Annotated in this window: 22 protein-coding genes; 8 read left to right on the forward strand and 14 right to left on the reverse strand. The window is 62.1% G+C overall.

The window, feature by feature from the left end:
* Position 1: 1 nt before the first annotated feature.
* Positions 2–271 carry a monovalent cation/H+ antiporter complex subunit F gene (locus ACGYLY_RS07400; RefSeq protein WP_231185040.1) on the forward strand — a complete coding sequence of 90 codons (270 nt, stop codon included), beginning with the start codon at positions 2–4 and terminating at the stop codon, positions 269–271.
* Positions 268–591, forward strand: a complete 324-nt coding sequence (gene mnhG / locus ACGYLY_RS07405; RefSeq protein WP_395282283.1) for a monovalent cation/H(+) antiporter subunit G — start codon at positions 268–270, stop codon at positions 589–591. The genes ACGYLY_RS07400 and mnhG overlap by 4 nt, the downstream gene beginning before the upstream one ends.
* A gap of 7 nt (positions 592–598) precedes the next feature.
* Here the strand turns inward: mnhG and ACGYLY_RS07410 are convergent, their stop codons facing one another.
* The 3 genes from ACGYLY_RS07410 to ACGYLY_RS07420 all read right to left on the reverse strand — a co-directional run bounded on the left by ACGYLY_RS07410 (position 599) and on the right by ACGYLY_RS07420 (position 4862).
* A complete protein-coding gene (locus ACGYLY_RS07410) occupies positions 599–1645 on the reverse strand; it encodes an NAD(P)H-dependent flavin oxidoreductase (protein WP_395282282.1) in 1047 nt (348 codons plus the stop codon).
* A gap of 91 nt (positions 1646–1736) precedes the next feature.
* The gene (gene coaBC, locus ACGYLY_RS07415) at positions 1737–2906 is read right to left on the reverse strand and encodes a bifunctional phosphopantothenoylcysteine decarboxylase/phosphopantothenate--cysteine ligase CoaBC (RefSeq protein WP_395282281.1); all 1170 of its coding nucleotides are present in this window, start codon (positions 2904–2906) and stop codon (positions 1737–1739) included.
* 33 nt (positions 2907–2939) lie between these two features.
* The gene (locus tag ACGYLY_RS07420; protein ID WP_395282280.1) at positions 2940–4862 is read right to left on the reverse strand and encodes an ABC transporter ATP-binding protein; all 1923 of its coding nucleotides are present in this window, start codon (positions 4860–4862) and stop codon (positions 2940–2942) included.
* A gap of 94 nt (positions 4863–4956) precedes the next feature.
* Here ACGYLY_RS07420 and sugE point away from each other — a divergent pair, with 94 nt between their 5' ends.
* Positions 4957–5280 carry a quaternary ammonium compound efflux SMR transporter SugE gene (gene sugE, locus ACGYLY_RS07425; protein WP_231183761.1) on the forward strand — a complete coding sequence of 108 codons (324 nt, stop codon included), beginning with the start codon at positions 4957–4959 and terminating at the stop codon, positions 5278–5280.
* A 518-nt stretch (positions 5281–5798) separates the two neighbouring features.
* Here sugE and ACGYLY_RS07430 read toward each other — a convergent pair.
* A complete protein-coding gene (locus tag ACGYLY_RS07430; protein ID WP_395282279.1) occupies positions 5799–6548 on the reverse strand; it encodes an FAD-dependent oxidoreductase in 750 nt (249 codons plus the stop codon).
* 100 nt (positions 6549–6648) lie between these two features.
* Here ACGYLY_RS07430 and ACGYLY_RS07435 point away from each other — a divergent pair, with 100 nt between their 5' ends.
* Entirely contained in the window at positions 6649–7179 is a 531-nt protein-coding gene (locus ACGYLY_RS07435; RefSeq protein ID WP_395282278.1) for a type II toxin-antitoxin system RatA family toxin, read from the forward strand.
* Between the two features lie 24 nt (positions 7180–7203).
* Here the strand turns inward: ACGYLY_RS07435 and ACGYLY_RS07440 are convergent, their stop codons facing one another.
* The 4 genes from ACGYLY_RS07440 to ACGYLY_RS07455 all read right to left on the reverse strand — a co-directional run bounded on the left by ACGYLY_RS07440 (position 7204) and on the right by ACGYLY_RS07455 (position 10864).
* Entirely contained in the window at positions 7204–7416 is a 213-nt protein-coding gene (locus ACGYLY_RS07440; protein ID WP_395282277.1) for a hypothetical protein, read from the reverse strand.
* 204 nt (positions 7417–7620) lie between these two features.
* Positions 7621–8967, reverse strand: coding sequence for an alkaline phosphatase family protein (locus ACGYLY_RS07445; protein ID WP_395282276.1), 1347 nt, complete (start codon positions 8965–8967; stop codon positions 7621–7623).
* Between the two features lie 66 nt (positions 8968–9033).
* Positions 9034–10146: a bifunctional oligoribonuclease/PAP phosphatase NrnA gene (locus ACGYLY_RS07450; protein ID WP_395282275.1), complete on the reverse strand. Its 1113-nt coding sequence runs from the start codon at positions 10144–10146 to the stop codon at positions 9034–9036.
* A gap of 184 nt (positions 10147–10330) precedes the next feature.
* The gene (locus ACGYLY_RS07455) at positions 10331–10864 is read right to left on the reverse strand and encodes an inorganic diphosphatase (protein ID WP_395282274.1); all 534 of its coding nucleotides are present in this window, start codon (positions 10862–10864) and stop codon (positions 10331–10333) included.
* 213 nt (positions 10865–11077) lie between these two features.
* Between ACGYLY_RS07455 and ACGYLY_RS07460 the strand changes: the two genes are divergently transcribed.
* A complete protein-coding gene (locus tag ACGYLY_RS07460) occupies positions 11078–11434 on the forward strand; it encodes a PadR family transcriptional regulator (protein ID WP_395282273.1) in 357 nt (118 codons plus the stop codon).
* Here the strand turns inward: ACGYLY_RS07460 and ACGYLY_RS07465 are convergent.
* Both ACGYLY_RS07465 and rnhA read right to left on the reverse strand, forming a co-directional pair.
* The gene (locus ACGYLY_RS07465; RefSeq protein WP_395282272.1) at positions 11415–11972 is read right to left on the reverse strand and encodes a rnhA operon protein; all 558 of its coding nucleotides are present in this window, start codon (positions 11970–11972) and stop codon (positions 11415–11417) included. The genes ACGYLY_RS07460 and ACGYLY_RS07465 overlap by 20 nt on opposite strands.
* Positions 11965–12558, reverse strand: a complete 594-nt coding sequence (gene rnhA / locus ACGYLY_RS07470) for a ribonuclease HI (protein ID WP_395282271.1) — start codon at positions 12556–12558, stop codon at positions 11965–11967. The genes ACGYLY_RS07465 and rnhA overlap by 8 nt, the downstream gene beginning before the upstream one ends.
* A gap of 128 nt (positions 12559–12686) precedes the next feature.
* Between rnhA and ACGYLY_RS07475 the strand changes: the two genes are divergently transcribed.
* The 3 genes from ACGYLY_RS07475 to ACGYLY_RS07485 all read left to right on the forward strand — a co-directional run bounded on the left by ACGYLY_RS07475 (position 12687) and on the right by ACGYLY_RS07485 (position 15578).
* Positions 12687–13652: a transcription initiation factor IIB family protein gene (locus ACGYLY_RS07475; RefSeq protein ID WP_231183776.1), complete on the forward strand. Its 966-nt coding sequence runs from the start codon at positions 12687–12689 to the stop codon at positions 13650–13652.
* A 111-nt stretch (positions 13653–13763) separates the two neighbouring features.
* Positions 13764–15023 (forward strand): DNA repair protein NreA, encoded by a 1260-nt coding sequence (nreA, locus tag ACGYLY_RS07480; protein WP_395282270.1) that lies wholly within the window; start codon positions 13764–13766, stop codon positions 15021–15023.
* 138 nt (positions 15024–15161) lie between these two features.
* Positions 15162–15578 carry a hypothetical protein gene (locus ACGYLY_RS07485; RefSeq protein WP_395282269.1) on the forward strand — a complete coding sequence of 139 codons (417 nt, stop codon included), beginning with the start codon at positions 15162–15164 and terminating at the stop codon, positions 15576–15578.
* 36 nt (positions 15579–15614) lie between these two features.
* Here ACGYLY_RS07485 and corA read toward each other — a convergent pair whose 3' ends face one another.
* Genes corA through cysS form a run of 4 tightly spaced genes read right to left on the reverse strand, consistent with a single transcriptional unit; the run spans position 15615 to position 18967 of the window.
* Positions 15615–16595, reverse strand: a complete 981-nt coding sequence (corA, locus tag ACGYLY_RS07490; protein ID WP_395282268.1) for a magnesium/cobalt transporter CorA — start codon at positions 16593–16595, stop codon at positions 15615–15617.
* The gene (locus tag ACGYLY_RS07495; RefSeq protein ID WP_395282267.1) at positions 16592–16762 is read right to left on the reverse strand and encodes a hypothetical protein; all 171 of its coding nucleotides are present in this window, start codon (positions 16760–16762) and stop codon (positions 16592–16594) included. The genes corA and ACGYLY_RS07495 overlap by 4 nt, the downstream gene beginning before the upstream one ends.
* A 40-nt stretch (positions 16763–16802) precedes the next feature.
* Positions 16803–17438, reverse strand: a complete 636-nt coding sequence (locus ACGYLY_RS07500) for a DUF6517 family protein (RefSeq protein ID WP_395282266.1) — start codon at positions 17436–17438, stop codon at positions 16803–16805.
* A 41-nt stretch (positions 17439–17479) separates the two neighbouring features.
* Positions 17480–18967: a cysteine--tRNA ligase gene (gene cysS, locus ACGYLY_RS07505; RefSeq protein ID WP_395282265.1), complete on the reverse strand. Its 1488-nt coding sequence runs from the start codon at positions 18965–18967 to the stop codon at positions 17480–17482.
* Between the last annotated feature and the right edge of the window lie 39 nt (positions 18968–19006).

Raw genomic sequence — 19006 nt, forward strand, 5'->3', positions numbered from 1 at the left:
GATGTTCTCCCTCGCGGTGCAGGTCGGACTGGTCATCGCGAGCGGGTTGACCCTGCTCGCCGGCTACCGCGTCATCAAGGGACCGACGGTTCCCGATCGGGTGGTCGCGCTCGACACCATCGGGACGAACGTGGTCGCCATCGCGGTCCTGTACGCGCTCCAAACGGGCGAAGGGTTGTTCGTCACGGTGAGCCTCGTTCTCGCCATCATCGGGTTCATCAGCACTATCGCGGTCTCGCAGTACGTCATCGAAGGGGACATCATCGAATGAACATCGTTCAACAGATCGTCATCACGTTGCTCATCGCCGTCGGGAGTTTCTTCCTCGTGGTCGGCACCGTCGGCCTCCTCAGGCTTCCCGACGTGTACAACAGAATGCACGCGACCAGCAAGGCGACGACGCTCGGCACGGCCTCGCTCTTCCTCGCCGGTTTGGTCTACTTCGGCCCGGAGGGTGCGGGACTCACCTCGCTGGTGGGTATCGTGTTTCTGTTCCTCACCGCGCCGACCGGTGCCCACATGATTTCGCGCTCGGCCCAGAAGATGGGCATCGAGTTTTTCGGCGACGCCGACTGGCCCGGCGACGACTAGCGGTCTTTCACCCGCTGTCCTGTTCTTTTCGCTCGTCCGCCGTTCGGTAGTCACTTGCCCGTTCGAGGGCGTCCATCGTCTCGTCGATCAACACCGATACCAGTTCCCCCGCGGAGAGAGCGGATTCGGTCAATCCGACGCTCTGACCCGCATAAAGCGGTAATGCTTCCACGTCACCCTCCATTCCGGGGACCGCAAGCGAGTCCTCGTATCGCCGGATGGGTTCACCGTCCCGTGTTTTTGCGACGACATCTCCGTCCCCCGGTCGGTCGTGCTCGGGTGCTCCCGCGGACGCCCACTCATCGACGGTCGAATTTTCGATGACTCGATGCGGGACGTTCGGCCAGCCATCGTCGAATAGGGTCGAGCGAACGGTTTCCGTCTCGCTCGCTTCGAGGACTCGCCGTCGATATAGTCTGTGGACGTGTGCCTCCTCGGTAGCGAGAAACCGCGTTCCGAGCCACGCACCGTCCGCACCGAGCGAGAGGGTGGCCGCGATGCCCCGTCCATCCGCGATACCACCGGCGGCGACTATCGGAGTGTCGGAAACCGCGTCCGCGACACGGGGTACCAACGGCATCGTCGCGACGTCGCTCTGTACGTGTCCACCCGCTTCCCAGCCCTGTGCAACGACGATATCGACGCCCGATTCGACGGCTTCCCGCGCCTCTTCGGCGCTGCCAACCGACTGAAGAACCGTCCCGCCCTCGGCGTGAACTCGGTCCACGAACGGGGCGGCCTCGCCGAACGAGAAGGAGAACACGTCCACGCCAGCATCGAGGCAGACATCGACGTGCGTCGCCGCGGAAAACGCCGTGGCCGATTCGTCCATCACGATATTGACTCCGAACCGACCGTCGGTTCGGTCTTCGAGTTCGGAGAGGAGCCTTCGGGTGGTCGATTCGTCACACCACGTCACCGCCACCATCCCAAGTGCACCAGCGTCGGCGACGCTGGCGGCGAGAGGTGGGCACGTCGCGCTCCCGATGGGGGCTTGCACGATTGGAACGTCGGTTCCGAGCGCATCGGTGAGCGGTGTCGAGAGCCGTGACATTGGAAGACGTTCTCCTCCATGAACGGGGTTCTCATGGTTCTTCCGACCAAAGCAGTCGATGGATTTCACGAGCGGAACCGTTCCGCGGTTGCTACGCGTCGCCCGTAACCTCTCGGGCGAGTTCCTCCACGACGTGGAATCCGAGTTCGGCTTTGCTTCCGCCGTGTTCGCGGACGCTGTTCTCGCGGACGAACAGCGTTCTCGTCTCGTCGTCGCCCATCACGCTGGCGTCGTTCGCGACGACGAACGAGAGGTTCGCCCGTTCGAGCGTCTCGCGTGCGGCGGCGACCATCGCGTCGTCGTCCCCGCTCGTCTCGGCCTTGAACCCGACGATGGGGAGATCGGGGTGGTCGTCACGAACCGTGTCGATGAGCTTCGGCGTCGGATGCAAGTCGAGGGAGAGTTCCCGTCCGGAGCGAATCTTTTCGTCGGCATCGTCGACCGTGTAGTCGCTGACGGCGGCGACGGAGACGAGGGCGTCCGCGGGAAGTCCCGCAACGTGGCCTTCCACGGCGTCGAGCATCTCGGCGCTCGTTTCGACTTCCTCCACCGTCGCGTAGGGAACGCCGGGGCCGTCGTGAACCAAGGTGACGTTCGCCCCGTAGACGTAGCAAGCGCGGGCGACCGCCCGTCCCATCTTCCCGGAGGAACGACTCGTCAAAATCCGAACCGGGTCGATGGCCTCGCTCGTCGCGCCGCTGGTGACGACGACGTGCTTTCCGTCGAGGAGGTCGGGCGTCGTGGCGCGGGCGACGTCGAGCGCGATGGCGTCCTCGGTGGCGATTTTCGCCTTTCCCTCCTCGATTCTCGGGGAGACGAACTCGACGCCCCACGATTCGACGCGTTCGATGGCGTCGAGGACGCCCGGATGGTCGTACATCGGTTCGTGCATGGCGGGCGCGATGACGACCGGAACGTCCGCTCCGAGCGCCGTCGTCGCGCACGTCGTCACCGGCGTGTCGTCCACCGCGGCGGCGATCTTCCCGACCGTGTTCGCCGTGGCGGGTGCGACGAGGAACACGTCGGCCCAGCCCTCGCGGCCGCAGAGTTCGACGTGTTCGACCCGTCCGGTGATTTCGTTGACGACCGGATTGTCCGTGGCGAACTCGACGGCCCACGGGTTGATGATACCCGTCGCGCTCGGCGACACCACCGCACGGACGTTCGCGCCCCGTCTGCGCAGTTCGTGTGCCAGTTCGACCACTTTCACCGCCGCGATACTTCCCGTCACCCCCAACGCCACGTTCACTCCGGTCAACATTACCCGGTACTGGGTGGTGTACCCCGAAAAAAGTCACTGGTTCGACTCGTGGCGCAGCTGACTCGCACTGGCACGCCGGGATGCCTCCATCACGAACTCCTCGGAGAGCGCGTCGATTTCCCCGGCCTGCACGCGCCAGAGGTCCGCGTAAAGGCCGTCTCCGTCGAGGAGTTGCTCGTGAGTTCCGCGCTCCACGATTTCGCCGTCTTCGACCGAGAGGATGCTGTCCGCGCCTTTCACCGTCGAGAGTCGGTGGGCGATGATGAAGGTCGTTCGGTCCTCGGTGAGCCTATCGAGACTGCGCTGGATGAGCATCTCCGTCTCCGTGTCCACCGCGCTCGTCGCTTCGTCCAGCACGAGGAGTTTGGGATCCGCGAGAATCGTCCGCGCGATGGAAACCCGCTGGCGTTGGCCGCCCGAGAGTTTGACGCCGCGCTCGCCGACCCGCGTGTCGTAGCCGTCCGGAAGGTTGCTGACGAACTCGTGTGCCTCGGCGACCTTCGCGGCCTCCTCGATCTCGTCCCGCGTCGCGTCGAACGCGCCGTACGCGATGTTCTCCTCGACGGTGCCGTCGAACAGGAAGGTGTCCTGTCCGACGTAGCCGATGTGTTCCCGAAGGCACTCGACCGTGATGTCGCGTACGTCGTAGTCGTCCACGCGAATCTCGCCGCCCGTCACGTCGTAGAGGCGCGGGAGGAGTTTGCAGATGGTGGACTTCCCGGCCCCCGTCGGACCGACGAGTCCGACCGTCTCTCCGGGTTCTGCCGTGAACGTCACGTCGGAGAGGACCTCTTCGCCGTCCTCGTAGGCGAAGTCCACATGATCGTACTCGACGCGGCCCCGAATCGAATCCAGTTCGACGGCGTCCGGCCTGCTCGTGATGGCCGGAGGAATCGACAGCAGTCCGAAGATACGCTTGGTCGACGCCTTCGCGTCCTCGTATCGATCCACCACCTCGCTCATCTGGGTGAGCGGTTCGACCATGCGCTGGGTGAGGATGAGGAACGTGACGAGATCCCCGACGGTGGGTGCCGAACCCGAAATGCCGAGCGGCGGGTCGGCGAGGAACCACAACCCGCCCACGACGAACGTGGCGGCGAAGGCGACGGACGTGAGCAACTGCATGCCGGGGCGATAGACGAAGTTCATCCGAAGCGCCTGCCAGTCCCGTTTGAAATACTCGTAGGAGGACTTCCGGACGCGTTCGTCCTCGAACGACTCGGTTCCGGCAGTTTTGATGACCTCGATTCCCGCGAGGTTGTTCTCCAATCGCGTGTTCAAATCCCCGACGGACGACCGAACGTCCGCGTAAAACGCCTCGATGCGCTTCATGAACCACCACGTGAACAGGGCGGCGACGGGGATGATGGAGAGCGTGACGAGGGCCAACTGCGCGTTGATATCGAACAGCAACCACCCGATGCCGATGATGAGGACGAGGAGTTGGATGGCGCTCCCCATCATGTTGTCGAGGAACAGTTCGAGGCGGTTGGCGTCGTTGTTCAGGATGCTCATGAGTTCCCCGGTCTTGTGGTCGTCGAAGAACCGCATATCGAGGCGTTGCATCCACTGATACGTCGACGTCCGAACCTCGTGTTTCACGCGGTGGGAGAACAGGTTCAGGCTGGACGCCCGGGCGAAGTTGCAGACCGCCGCGAGAACCATCGCGACTCCCATGATTTCGGCCGAGAACCAGAACTGTCCCATCTGCGTCGTCGGAATCCACGCGTCCGGCAGGAGCGGCAGTTCGTAGGGCCGTGTGCTGTAGAACACCGCGTCCAGCGCGACGCCGAGGACGAGGGGCGGCACGAGCGAGAGGAATCGGGTACCCATGCTCGTCACCAATCCGATGACGAACCAATGGAGGTGGTCGCCGCCGTACTCCGTAAACAGCCGCAACATCGGCCGCTCCACTGACTCTCCCAACTCCTCCGGGTCGACCTCGTCGGCACTCATTCCCTAAACGCTTCAAAAGGGATTCATAAAGAGCCACGGGTTTCGGCAGGCTGGGAACGCAAGACATAGCCGTCGTCCGTCCCGAGAATTCGGTATGTCGTGGAAGGTGCTGATCGTCGCCGGGGTGTTCGAAGTCGCGTGGGCCATCGGGTTGGAGTACTCGGACGGCTTCTCGAAGTTCTGGCCCTCCGTCGCCACCGTCGTCGCGCTCGCGGTCAGCATGGTGCTGTTGGCGAAATCCCTCCAGACGCTCCCCGTCGGCACCGCCTACGCCGTCTGGACCGGCATCGGCGCGGTGGGAACCGCGACGCTCGGCATCGTCCTCTTCGACGAACCCGCTGACCTCCTCCGGGTCGCCTTCATCGGCGTCATCGTCGTCGGCATCGTCGGCCTGCACCTCTCCTCCGGCGGGCACTGAGAGGAGTTTATCGAGAGGAACCGAACCACAGTGGCGCGCGCTAGCGAGGCAACGAGGACTGTTCGTCCGAGTCGCCTCGCTGAAGTCGTGCGAGGGACGACCGGAGGAGCGAAGCGGGGGAGGGAGTCGGTTGGGGAGGGTGTGGCTTGCGAGGTTTCGTAGAAACCTCGAATGCGAACGGCAACGCCGTGAGCGAGGTGCGGTCGCAGGGAGGACTGAAAGGGGCCGTCCGCTCGCGCTTGCGTGGTCTGCTGTGCGGGCTATTATCCGTGCGACTGGTGCGGAGAGCGCGGATATCTCGCACAGCGACCGCGAGCGTGGCGGGGGCTTTCGAAAACCGTTTCGCTGTAACTTCGGTTCGTTCAAATACAATAGGTCGTAGCGAGCGGAGGGGGGCTTTCGAAGACGGAATCACCTCTCTGTAGTGTTCTCAAAATCGAATTCGTCTCGTGGGGGTGGCAGTCCTCGGAGACGTATTCACGGTCGAATTTCCGCCAAAATCCCCGTTTATCGTCCTGTTAGTTCATGTTTTCGACGAAACTGGGATGGGGAACCGGGCGCTCGTCCTCCCACTCCTCCAGATAGTCTCGCAGGCGGTCGTGGGCCTTCCGCGCGCGGCGCTGGCGTTCGTCCTCCGAAATCTCCTCACAGCCCTCCGGAACGTCGCGGTCGCGGTTGGTGAAATAGCCCTCCGGAACGACCCAGTCGTGGTAGAAGTCGGGGTCGGCGTCGTGTACCACCGTGATACCGACCTGCGACCCGTGGCCCGCCGAGACGATGGCTTGGTGGTACTGCTTCGCGATTCGACCGGCGGCGTAGAGGCCGTCGATGTCGGTTCGACCGTCGTCATCCACCGGGACGTACCGCTTGCTTCCCGAGTCTTCGAGGTCGAGGTCCAACCCGTCGAGGTACGAGGCGTCCGACCACGAGGTGATGACGACCCGTTCCGCGGAAATCGTTTCGCCGTCGTCCTCGCCACCGTTCGTTTCGGCGGTGAACCCGCCGCCGTCCGCGTGGTCCACGCCCGTGACTTTCGCATCGAGACGCTCGCCTCCGGCGCGCTCGGCCTGTTCTTGGAGCATCAGGGAGAACAACCGCGAGTCGATTCCCGCGGGGAATCCGGGGAAGTTCTCCAGGATCGCGTTGCGGTACAGGATGGAAACGCCGTCGTTCACGACCAGCGTGTCGAGATCGGCGCGCGCGGTGAACGTGGTCGCGGAGAGTCCCGCGACGCCACCGCCGATGATGAGCACGTCGTAGTCCGTCATGGTCGGTGGTTGTCGGCGGGGTGGTATAAACGACTGGATTGGTAGTCCGTGCAGGTCCCTCGCCGGAATGTTTACTTTCAGTCGAACGAAATCGAAACGCGTGGACCACCTCGAACTCAGTACCGTCGTCTACGTGCCGCCGGAGGAGGCCTACGAGTTCCTGCTCGACTTTCCGGGGTACGCCAACTACTCGGAACATCTCACGCGGGTCACGCACGAGGGTGACGGCGGGCCGGGAACCGAGTACGACATTCATCTCAAGTGGTGGAAAATCCAGTACACCGTCCGCTCCGAGGTGACGGAACTGGACCGCCCGAACCGCATCGACTGGAAGATAATCAAGGACATCAACGCTCACGGCAGTTGGCAGGTGGAGGAAGTCCCCGAGGAGGCACCCGACGGCGAGGAAACCGCCTCGCGGGTCTGGCTCTCCATCCACTTCGACGCCGACTCGGCGAGTTCGGGAATGCTCAACCTTCCGGCGTTCGTCTCGCTCGGATGGGTCGTGAACAAGGTGAAACCGCTCGTGCTCACGGAAGCCGAGAAGGTCGTCGAACGCATCGTCGCGGATCTGGAAGGGCAACCACGGGACGTGAACCTCGAAATCCACAGCAAACCGAACTCGGTCTGAGTTTCGTTCTTCGTTCGATGCGACTTAGAACGACCCGTACACGATGATCGCGGCACCGATGACGACGATGGATTTTCCGAAATAGTCCGCACGCGTTCTGTGTTTTCGCTCCGCGGCGTCCGGGTCCGCGCTCCATTCGCGGGTCGAAACGAGGCTGCGAAGCGACATCGGTCGATAGACGAAGAAGCTACCTATCATCACGAGAACGAGGCCGAGGAACATCGCACCACGGTTCATTTCGCGGGAATTCGTCCTTTGGGGTATTAGCTGTTGACTCACCGAACGAAATACCCGGTGGAGCGTCGTTCGCACACCGATTCGACCCTGTTCGGCGAGGGTGACGGTCACGAGCGGTTCCGAGGCCGCCGCTGGTTCGAGCGAGGTTAGTGGTTTACTGAAAAAGGACGTTGTATAACCGATAACGAAGACGGCCGACCAGTCTCAGACCAGACTGCGGCCTTCGAGTTCGCTCGACGGGTAGTCGACTTCCATCAGGTCGAGGATGGTCGGGGCGATGTCGAGGAGGTCGGTGTCCTCCGGGACGTTCGCGTTCGGGTCGTCCACGAACAGCGTCGCGTTGTCGAAGCTGTGCATGCCGTTTCGCGGGCCGACGCCGAACACGTCGTCGTGACCCTTGAATCCGGCCTTCAAATCGAAACCGTGGTTCGGAACGGCGACGAGGTCGGGGGCGATGTCCTCGTGATCGCCGTCGAACGCCTCCTCTTTCTCCACGACGCGCCAGCAGACCTTCTCGCCGTCCGGTCCTTCGAGGTTTTCGAGTTCCTCCTTGAGTTCGGCGCGCTTCTCCTCGTACTCGTCCTGCGGGACGCTGCCGCGCGGTTCGCGGCCTTCGAGGTTGATGTAAAATCGGCCGGGAATGAGCGAGTAGGCTTCGGTGTCGTCGCTGATGTCGCCCAGTTCCTCGTGGTCGTCGTCCTCGTAGGAGAGCCAACCCTCCTGTTCGAGCCACGAGTTGAAGTGAACCTCGTGATTGAGGCTGGTAAAGCCGTGATCGCTGGCGACGACCATCGTCACGTCGTCCGGGAGCGAGTCACGAAGCTTTCCGAGGTACTCGTCGAGTTTTTTGTAGAACTCGATGAACTCCTCTTTGTACTCGCCGTCCTCCTCGTAGTGTTTGAACAGGAAGTGGTTCACGCGGTCGGTCGTCATGAAGACGCCGAAGAAGAGGTCCCAGTCGTCCTCGTCGATATAGTGCTGGAAGGACTGGTAGCGGGCTTCGAGCGTGTCGTGTGCGTTCTGGATGAACTCGGATTTGTCCTCCTTGTGTCCCAACTTCGCGTTCGCGTCGATGGGGTAGTCGATGGAGTTCAGGTAATCCCGCATCTCGTCGGGGTAGGCACCCTTGTCCACGCCGGGCGAGAGGAATCCCGAAACCATCCGCTGGACGTTGCGCTGTGGCGGGAACGTGACGGGGACGTTCATCACCGTGGCGTCCCGACCCGCATCGGTCACACGATCCCAGATGCGCGTCGATTGCACGTCACGACCCATCGGAACGTACGTGTCGTACGAGCCGACTTCACGGTCTTGGAAACCGTACACACCCGTTTGGCCGGGGTTGGTCCCGGTCGTGAGCGTCGGCCAGCAGGCGGAGGACTCCGGCGGAACGATGCTGTTGATCGCACCGGCGCTCCCCTCGCTCGCGAGGGATGCGATGTTGGGGAACTCCGAGGCGTTTTCCTTCAGGAAACTGTACGGCACGCCGTCGATGCCGAAGAAGGCTACCCGCGGAGCGTCGTCTCCACGAAGCCTATCGAATAGACCCATACGCCGCTCTACCACAGGCGGCTACAAGAACCTTCGTTTCCATGCTACAACCTCTCAAGTTTTCGTCTACGAACTCTCGAACGCGGTGAACAACGCCTTCCGCGTACTCGTGTCGATGAGCGAGTCCAACGTGTTCGCATGCTCCGAATCGACCCGCGCGAAGATGCCGAGCGAAACCCGCGCCGTCGCGGCATCCGCGTTCCCGCCCGTCGTCTCGCTCGGGTCGAAGGCACCCGTCAGTATGTCCGCCGCGTTGGTCCGAACGTCTTCCGCCCGACAGGAGATGACGATGGTCTCCTCGTGGAGTCCGAACACCGCGGCCGTCGAGACGCCTTCGAGCCTGAGAAGGGAGTCCGCGGCCTCCTCCAGTGCGCTCACCGACGGAACGAGGCCGACGTTCGCCACGGCGAAGCTCGCCCGGCGTTCCCGACTCGCGATGGCCTCCCCGAGGACGTCGAACGTGTCGCTGCTGACGCCCGGCGAACGCAACTCCTCGATTCGTCCGAGGTCGGCGTAGGTGTGGAGAAACCCGGCGGCATCGTAGTCGTTCAACCCGTTCGCCCGGCGGAACTCGCGAGTTCCGGCACGAATCCCGTAGAGGAGTGCGGTCGCCACGCGCTGGTCGGGAACGAAGTCGATTTCGCGGACGAGTTCGGTCACGACGGTCGACGTCGCGCCATCGTCGGTGCGTGTGATCGTGAGAATGTTCTCCTCGGCGGCCGGTCGGTGACGAACGACGGCGACCACCGGCGGGTTGTTCGACAGGCGAGGAACTGCACCGCCGCCGCCGATAGCGATTCCACCGTCGCAGTTCGGCAGTCCCTCTCCGTGTTCATCGAGGACGGTCACGTCGATGTCGAAGATGTTGCAAAACGCCTTGCTGTCCTCGCCGGTTATCTCGCCTTCCGCGGCGAGCCGCGCCGCGACACCCCAGTCCTTGCAGAGGGATTGGATGCCGACCGCCGCCGCCAACGAGTCGATACTCGGGCTTTCCGGGACGACGAGCGCGACGCGGTTCTGTCCGGCGACGACGTCGCGGAGCGCTTCGGCCGACTCCGGGGTCCGAGAGCGACCCAACGACCGAAACTGGGTCGCGTACAGGACGCCGCCACCGGAGACGAGCAGGAAGAGCGCCGTGACGACGACGGGTACGTTATCTGCGACGAGTCCGGCGAGCATTGCTAACGCATAGCCCCCTCCAATCGTATAAAATTTCGGGTGTATTGGATGGCACCTTTATGTGATTTTCGACGGTCCAGAATTGGATACCCCACGAAGAGTGCACGATTTGCCGGAATAGCCCGACTTCAAAAAATCGAATAATATCCGGAAAACCGAACGAAATATGAAACGTAGTTGATATTCAGTCGAATTTCTCGTCGTACAGCTCCTGTGAGTGTTCGATGGCGTCGTACGCGGCCTGTTTGTCCTCCCAGCCCAGCGTCTCGACTTCCTTACCGGCTTCGAGGTTCTTGTAGGTGGAGAAGAACTCGTCTATCTCGTCCTTCGTCTGCTGCGTGATATCGTCCACGTCCTCGATGTGGTCGAAACGCGGGTCCTCGATGGGGACGGCGATGACTTTGTCGTCCTGCTCGCCGTCGTCGTCCATCTTCATCATGCCGACGGGGCGGGCTTCGATGACGCAGCCGGGGAACGTCGAGTCCTCGACGAGGACGAGGACGTCGAACGGGTCCTCGTCGTCGTAGTACGACCGCGGAATGAACCCGTAGTCGCCGGGATAGTGGACGTTGCTGTGGAGGACTCGGTCGAGCATGACACCGGGGATGTCCTTGTCGTATTCGTACTTGTTGCGGTCGCCTTTGAGACACTCAACAACTGCGTAGATCTCTTCGGGAGCGTTCGGCCCCGTCTCGAGGTCTTCCCAGAGGTTCGTCATGGGTCGCTTTGGACTCGACGGGAAGACCAAAAAGTCCTTTCGGGATGGGCGTAAACAGCGATTTGTGCTCGTGAAACCACTCATAACTGTGACACCCTTCCGCAGTCGATGGGTGGGTGCAGAGCATTAAAATCGACTGAAAGAACGGAGAAACACCAAGAAACTTGAGAAGGGTTAAATATCTCGGTTACATATTCCGTCGTGTCAAAGCCAATGTCAGAGGCACAAACACTCACCGAAAGCAGTACCGCCCGCGACCTCACTGCGTTCCAGCGCAACATCCTCATCGTCCTCACCGAGGAACCGATGTACGGACTCGCTATCAAGCGAGAACTGGAGAATTACTACGACGAGGAAGTGAACCACGGCCGCCTGTACCCCAACCTCGACACGCTGGTCGAGCGCGGACTGGTCGAAAAGAGCGAACTCGACAAGCGGACCAACCAGTACGGTCTGACCCAAAGCGGACTCGAAGCGGTCGAGGATGCGTTCGCGTGGTCGCTCTCGAAGTTCATCACGGATGACGCGCGCGCGGAGAAGGTCCGTGCGCTCATCGAGAAGTACGACTAACGCAGTCGAACACGAGTTCGATCGACTCCCGTACCGATTTTTTCTGCTCCTCATTCGGCCACGCGTTCCGCGGGAAATACTCCGTCAGGAACTCGTCCACCTCGACGTCCGTCGCCGACTCGACCGGCCGAGCGTAGTGGTTTCCCATGAAGTCCGCGAAGGCCTCCGCGTTCGCGCCGTGGATATCGCCGTGTTCGTCACGGACGCGCGCCGCGACGGCGCGGTTGTGTTCGTCGATTTCGTCCCAATCGTCGGGGTCGCCCGCGCCGGTGAGCGGGATTTCGACCGCTCGATCCGTATCCTCGATTCGTTCGACGCGGATGGTCCCGTCTTCGACCCACTCGTCGGGATGAAGGACCAGCACGGTTCGCGTGTCCTCCTCGCGGATTCGCGCCACGAAGCCGTGTTCGTCGAGGAGTCGTTCCCGTTCCTTTCGGTACGCCTCCGCTTCCGCTTTCTCTCCCCCATCCTCCCGGTCACGGGCGAGGTGAGTCAGTCGTTCCGCCTCCGAAATGGTGTCGTCCGGCAGTTCAGCCATCGTCTAACGCCTCGTTTGCCAACTTGTCGGCGCGCTCGTTTACCTCCCGCGGTACGTGTTTCAGGGACCACTTGTCGAACCGGTCCAACAGTTCCCGCGCACGGACCCGCCGCTCGCGGAGTTCGGGATTGTTCGTCTTCCACGCCCCCGTCACCTGCTTGACGATGAGCTGGGAGTCACCCTTCACGTCCACGGAGTCGAACCCGTAGTCGCTCGCGGTTTCGAGTGCCTCGATGAGCGCCTCGTACTCGGCTTGGTTGTTCGTCGCCCGGCCGATTTTCGTTCCGCCCTCCGCCGCGATTCCGTCGCTGGTGACGATGGTCCACCCGGTTGCCGCCGGACCGGGATTTCCGCGACTGGCACCGTCGAAGTAGAGATAAGCGTGCCCCCCTGCGTCGCGCAATATCGCCTCGATGTCCTGCGGGTTCGCCCCTTGAATCACGAGTTTGTCGTCGTATGCGATGGCGACGGCATCGCCGTGTCGAACCCGCCACTTCTCGTACTCGGACTTGCCGTCCGAGACGATGATTCCGGCGTCGGCGAGCGTCCGGCGTGCCTCGTCCACGTCACACTCGATGACTGGCATTGCCCACAGTCGTGCTCCTGCGAGTAAACAGATTCCGGTCTACCGAGGTGGTGTGTGACAGGGTGTCAGATACATATAGGTTTTGCCCAAGGGTTTAAATGTTTGGGAGTTACTACTATAAAAGTGCGATGACACGGTCCACTCGTCAGCGGGAGCGCCAACTCGAAGGGGAGCAAACGGCGAACGAACGAGAGGGAGAGCGTGCTTGTCCTGAATGCGGGTCCGAAACGTTGGTCAAGAGTACCGACCGGGCCGAACTGGTCTGTGACGACTGTGGGTTGGTCGTCGAGGAGGAGCGAATAGACCCCGGTCCGGAGTGGCGTGCTTTTAACCATCAGGAACGACAGCAGAAGTCGCGCGTGGGAGCGCCGACGACGCAGACGATGCACGATAAGGGGTTGACGACCACTATCGACTGGAAGGACAAAGACGCCTACGGTCGGTCCATTTCTTCCAAGAAACGAAGTCAGATGCACCGCCTGCGAAAGTGGCAGGAACGCATCCGAACGAAGGACGCGGGCGAGCGGAACCTCCAGTTCGCCCTGTCCGAAATCGACCGCATGGCGTCGGCGCTCGGCGTTCCACGGTCGGTACGCGAAGTCGCATCGGTCATCTATCGACGGGCGCTCAAGGAGGACCTCATCCGGGGCCGCTCCATCGAGGGCGTCGCAACGAGCGCGCTGTACGCCGCCTGTCGAAAGGAGGGGATTCCGCGAAGTCTGGAAGAGATTTCCGAGGTTTCCCGGGTCGAACGAAAGGAGATCGGCCGGACGTATCGGTACATCTCCCAAGAACTCGGTCTGGAGATGAAACCGGTCGACCCGAAGAAGTACGTTCCGCGGTTCTGTTCCGAACTCGAACTCAGCGAAGAGGTGCAGTCGAAAGCGAACAACATCATCGAAACCACCGCCGAAAAGGGATTGCTGTCGGGGAAATCCCCCACCGGCTACGCCGCCGCCGCGATTTACGCCGCGTCGCTTCTCTGCAACGAGAAGAAGACACAGCGCGAAGTCGCCGACGTGGCACAGGTGACGGAAGTCACCATCCGAAACCGCTATCAGGAACAGATCGAAGCGATGGGTATCCACAGCTAACCGCGTTTCCTTCTGTTTTCGTCCCTTTCGAGCGACCGCCAGCCCGCATCCCGTGGCGATTTCCACCCGATTGCCGAACGTTGAAGCACCTCGCACACCTACGATTCGTGAATGCGGTTGGACGAGTACATCGACGACTTGCGCCCGGACGAGGAGGAGCGCCGCCGCCGTCTCGCCGAGGAGAAGTCCTACGAGATTCTGGACTACGTGGACGATTTCCAGGAGCGGTTTTCCGAGGTGGCACAGGGTGACTCGCTGTTCGGCAGTACGTCGCCATCGGTGTTCGTCGGTCGGTCGTCCTACCCGAACGTCTCGACGGGCATCCTCTCGCCGGTTGGCGCCGAGGAGAACGCCTCCGAGTTCGCCACGAGCGGCGACTGGTACCAACGCGGCCTCGACATCGACAACGTCCTCCAGTACCGAACCGGCCTGCTGAACTCGAACCGCTCCGCGAAGGTGAACGTGGACGACGTGTGGGACGGTTTTGTGGGGGTTCAGCGCGAAATCGCCATCGCCGACCGGCCGGTGGACGTGGAAATCGGCCTGACCGAGAAACTCGATTTGGACGTGAACGTGGACGACATCGCCACGCCCACCGGCCCGACGGCCCGCGCGTCCTCGGCGGATCTGACTGAAAACCCGCACGTCCCGCGCGCCGTGAAGAAGACGCTCGAAGACGACGACTGGCAGGCCCAAGGCGCGATGAACTACCTCTACCGCCGGGGGTTCGACGTGTACGACATCAACACCATCCTCTCGGCGGGAGCGCTCGGACGGGGGCAAAACCGAAAGCTCGTTCCGACGCGCTGGTCGATAACGGCGGTGGACGACACCGTCGGCCAGTACCTCCGCGGACGCATCCGGAACGCGCCGAGCATCGACGAGACGCAGGTATGGGTGAACGAGTACATGGGCAACCGGTACTGGGTGATCCTCGCGCCGGGACAGTGGGAGTTCGAACTCGTGGAGATGAAAGCGCCCGGTAGCATCTGGAACCCCTCGCCGACCGGCGACATCTGGATGGGAAGCGCCCACGAGGGGTTCGAAGGCAGAACGAATTACGTCGATGAAACCGCCGGAGCGTACTACGCCTCCCGACTCGGCGTGCTCGAACATCTCGAAGACATCGGCCGACAGGCCAAGGCCCTCGTCCTCCGCGAGGTCAGCGACGACTACTGGGCACCCGTCGGCGTTTGGCAGGTGCGCGAAAGCGTCAGAAACGCTTTTGATGGCCGATTCGGCGAGTCCGAATCGCTCCACGCCGCGGTCCGGGAAATCGTTCCCCAACTCCCGATCTCGATGAACTCCCTCCGACGGAAGTCCGAGATGGTCTCCGGCGTGCAGGCCAACCTCTCGGATTTCGGGCGTTAATCCGAGAGGGGTCAGGCGAAGGACGACGACAGTGAAAGTGGAGGACTGTCACGAGATATCCCGTGGAAATACTCTGTGGCACCGATTTTATCTCCGACACAGCACAAAACTTTTACAACACCTATTCGGATAATATTCATGCGTCGTCGAGCCTTCCTCACAGCAATCGCCGGTGTGAGCACTGCTGGCTGTTCGTCGAAATTCATGCGAACGAAAAACCGGTCGGAGGACGTTCGTGATATCTCCGTCACCGGTATCGTCGTGAAAAACGAGAACGACTCCAGTTCCCGGTTCAACGTGTCCCTCGTTCGAGAAGGAGAACATGTCTATCAAGGTCAGCTCCGGTTGGAGAGCGGCGACGAAGCGGCTATCAATCCCAACTGGAAGGAAAGCGCACATTCGTTCGCCGCAACGGGAATGTCGAAGAGGTTCAACAACTACGGAATCGTCGCTATCGATAGCAAGGGAGACCCGGAACAACGGTATCAAATTCGGTTTACTATCGAACCCTCCGGTGACGTTCGAGGGGGCGCCTTCACGAGAAACGACTCGTAATAGCTGTGTTCGTCGATCCTGTATCGATGTTTCAGTCTACAACCACCCCGCTTCGCGGAAGTAGACGACCAGAATCGCGCTCATGAAGAACATGCCGAGCATCACCGCCGGATAGCCGTACGCCCAGTGGAGTTCCGGCATGTTCAACGGGCCGTCCCCGAAGTTCATCCCGTAGACGCCCACGATGAGCGTCAGGGGCAGGACGATGGTGGCGACGACGGTCAACTTCTTCATCACCTCGTTGGTCGACACCGAGAGCATGTTGAGGTAGATGTCGCGCGCGCCGCCCGCCAACTCGCGGTACGTCTCGGTCAAGTCCACCAGTTGGACGAGGTGATCGTACACGTCGCGGAAGTACTTCTCCGTTTCCGAGCGCACCTCCTCGGGGTCGCCTCGGGCGAGGTAGCCCACGGCCTCGCGGGTCGGCCACGCGAGTTTTCTGAATGCGAGCAACTCCCGCCGGACGCCGTTTATCGACTCCAGCGTTTCGATGCTCGTGTCGCTGATGACGGCCTCCTCGACGATCTCTATCTGGTCCTCTATCTGGTCGAGGACGGCGAAGTAGCCGTCCACGATGCCGTCGCAGACGCGGTACGCCGTGAAGTCCGGCCCGCGTCCGATGATTCGTCGGTCCCCCGCGAGTGCGGCCTCCCAGATACGCTGAACGGCGTCGATTTCGTGCTCCGAGAGGGTGACGAGCCAATCCTCGCCGACGAACATGCCGACGGATTTCACGCGGGTTTCCTCCTCGAAGGTGGTTTCACCCCGCGAGAGCTCCACGGTTTTCAGCAGGACGAACGTGTAGCCCGTGAACTCCTCCGTCTTCGGGCGAACTCCGTTTCTGATGTCCTCGACGGAGAGGTGGTGGATGTCGAACGATTCGGCGACGCGTTCGAGTTCGAGCGGCGTCGCGTCGCTCGCACGCACCCAGACGGTTCCGGGTTCGGCACGCGCGGCGTGAAAGTCGTCGACCCGTTCGACCTCGCCGTCCGAAAATCGGAGCGATTTGACGGTCACTGTACCTCCTCCGGTTCGGCCGCGTTGGCGACGGCGGCGAGCGTGATGCCGACCATGATTCCCGTAATCGAGAACGCGCGCCCCGGATACGGCGCGAAGAGGCCGATGACGTAGCCGACCACGCCGAGGACGGTGAGGCCGAGTCCCGAAACGAGGGTTCGGTTCATACGCTTCGTACCGACAGGGAGTAGAAAAAACGTTGCCCGGTCAGCCCTGATGCTGGACACCCTTCATCAGCCGAGTCACGTCGTCCGACTGGTCGAGTCGGTCCGGATACACGGCCAGCACGACTATCCAGTCGCTCCCGTGTTTCACTTTCGTGGCCTGTATCGTCACGTCGACATTCACGCCGTGAGTACGGGCCGTCGCCGTGAACTCGCTGACCTTCGTCTCGGTCCCCAACATCGTCACGTTCCGCGACCCGACCGCCCGGATGTCGTTCACGTTCCCGTACCCGGAGACGAACCTCCGGACCAACTCCGCGTTGTCGAACTTCGCCAGCGGATTGAACGATTTGGACGCGACCTCCACCTCCGGACTGCTCACCACGACGAACTTCGCAACCGTTCCTTCACCGACGCCGTCGATGCCGATGGACTTGTCGTACTGTGCGACCCAGTTCGTCACCTCCACTTCACGGCTCTGTCCCCCCGCCTCGAACGTCCGGTTAGCTTCGATGGACTCGACCTTCGACTGTTGATATCCGGTCTCCGACAGTGCGTTGTCGTTCACCGTCGCCTTCGAAGCGCTGAACTCCAGTGCGTCGCCGAGAATGAACCCGAGACAACCGCTCGTGAGAACGAGGGTCGTCAGAAATGCGCCTGCGATCAGTTTCCGGTTCATGTCTACCCCCGATACTCAAGCACCTGCTATAAACCCGATGGCTACGGGAGCTTGAACGAAGGGCCGGAGTCGGAATCCTGAACGTCCACACCGAGTTCCTGTAAGTCGTCGCGGAGCGCGTCGGCGCGTTCGTAGTTTCCGGCGTCCCGCTCGCCCTCCCGAAGTTCGAGGACGAGCGCCACGAGGTCCTCCGCGAGTCGCACGTCGCCGCCGGTCTCCCCGCCGAGCGAGAATCCGAGCACGTCGCCGCCGAGTTCCTCGAAGGTCTCGACGGCGGATTTGAGGCCGTCGTAGTCGTACTCCTCGCGGTCGTCCGCGTGGCGGTTGACCGCCGTCACGAGGTCGAGGAGGGCGGCCAGCGCCCGACGGGTGTTGAAGTCGTCGTTCATCGCGTCGGTGAACTCCTCGCGTGTCCCGTCCACCGCTCCGCGCAGTTCGTCGTCTTCGACCGTGGTCCGGGCGTCGGGGCCGTCGAGGGCATCGACGGCCCGGTCGTAGCCGTCCGAAAGCCGGTCCCAGCGCTCTTCGGCCTCGCTCACCGTCTCGTCGCTGAACGTCTGTCGGTTGGCGTAGGAGGTCGAGAGGAGGAACATCCGCACGGCGTTCGCGCCGATTTCGGAAATCGCGCCGCGAACGGTCGAGTAGTTGCCGAGGCTCGAACTCATCTTCTCGCCGTCCGTTTCGAGCAGGCGGACGTGAAGCCAGTATCGGGCGAACTGGTGGCCGGTCGCCGCCTCGCTCTGTGCCACCTCGTTTTCGTGGTGCGGGAACACGAGGTCCTGCCCGCCGACGTGGATGTCGATGGTTTCGCCGAGGTGTTTCATGCTCATCGCCGAGCACTCGATGTGCCATCCGGGGCGTCCCTCGCCCCACGGTGACTCCCACGTCTCGCCCGACGGATGCGACACGGAGTACTCCGTCTCGGAGTCGCGGTGTTCTTCGATGGAACGCTCGCTCACGCCGTCGGCCTTCCACAGCGCGAAATCGCCGGGATGGCGCTTCTCTCCGCGTTCGTCGCTCTCTCCCTGTGCTTCCATCTCCTCGACCTTCTGGTTCGAGAGCTTGCCGTAGTCCTCGAAGGTCGTCACGTCGAAGTAGACGGAGCCGTTGGACTCGTAGGCGTACCCCTTCTCGACCAGCGTTTCGATGAGGTCGACGATGTCGGGGACGTGTTCGCTGACGCGGGGGTACACGTCGGCGCGCTTCAGGTTCAGGTCGCGCATGTCGCGGATGACCTGCGTGATGAAGGTGCGGGCGACGTCGGCCTCGCTGTCTCCCAGGTCGTCCTCGCCCACGCGGGCGGCGATCTTCTCGTTCACGTCGGTGAAGTTTTCGACGTGATGAACGTCGTAGCCGAGGTGTTCCAGCCAGCGGTGCATCACGTCGGTGTGAACCCACCCTCGTGCGTGGCCGAGGTGCGCGTAGTCCGAGACGGTCAACCCGCAGTAGTAGAGGAGGACGGAATCCGGGTCGCCGGGTTCGAACGGCTCCCGCTCACCCGTGAGCGTGTTGGTTACGAAGAGTGTCATAGGGCACGGTAGTGTCACCAACCGTTTTAAATCGTCGGA

This window comes from Haladaptatus sp. CMAA 1909 (assembly GCF_043952005.1).
Lineage (GTDB): Archaea > Halobacteriota > Halobacteria > Halobacteriales > Haladaptataceae > Haladaptatus.